Raw genomic sequence first — 757 nt, forward strand, 5'->3', positions numbered from 1 at the left:
AGTTTGCATCGGGTTGGTAAGTCGGGATGACCCCCTAGCCGAAACAGTGCTCTACCCCCGAAGATGAATTCACGAGGCGCTACCTAAATAGCTTTCGGGGAGAACCAGCTATCTCCCGGTTTGATTGGCCTTTCACCCCCAGCCACAAGTCATCCGCTAATTTTTCAACATTAGTCGGTTCGGTCCTCCAGTTAGTGTTACCCAACCTTCAACCTGCCCATGGCTAGATCACCGGGTTTCGGGTCTATACCCTGCAACTTAACGCCCAGTTAAGACTCGGTTTCCCTTCGGCTCCCCTATTCGGTTAACCTTGCTACAGAATATAAGTCGCTGACCCATTATACAAAAGGTACGCAGTCACCCCATAAAGAGGCTCCCACTGCTTGTACGTACACGGTTTCAGGTTCTTTTTCACTCCCCTCGCCGGGGTTCTTTTCGCCTTTCCCTCACGGTACTGGTTCACTATCGGTCAGTCAGGAGTATTTAGCCTTGGAGGATGGTCCCCCCATATTCAGACAGGATACCACGTGTCCCGCCCTACTCTTCGAGTTCACAACATGTGTGATTTTGTGTACGGGACTATCACCCTGTACCGTCGGACTTTCCAGACCGTTCCACTACCACACATGCTGATTCAGACTCTGGGCTGCTCCCCGTTCGCTCGCCGCTACTGGGGGAATCTCGGTTGATTTCTTTTCCTCGGGGTACTTAGATGTTTCAGTTCCCCCGGTTCGCTTCATTACGCTATGTATTCACG

General features: G+C 51.7%; 1 rRNA gene. It reads right to left on the reverse strand.

From position 1 onward, the window contains the following. Positions 1 to 757: ribosomal RNA gene (locus AACS05_RS24765) — 23S ribosomal RNA — on the reverse strand; the annotation flags it as partial.

Origin of the sequence: Citrobacter sp. S-77 (genome assembly GCF_963864895.1) — a bacterium.
GTDB lineage: Bacteria > Pseudomonadota > Gammaproteobacteria > Enterobacterales > Enterobacteriaceae > Citrobacter > Citrobacter murliniae.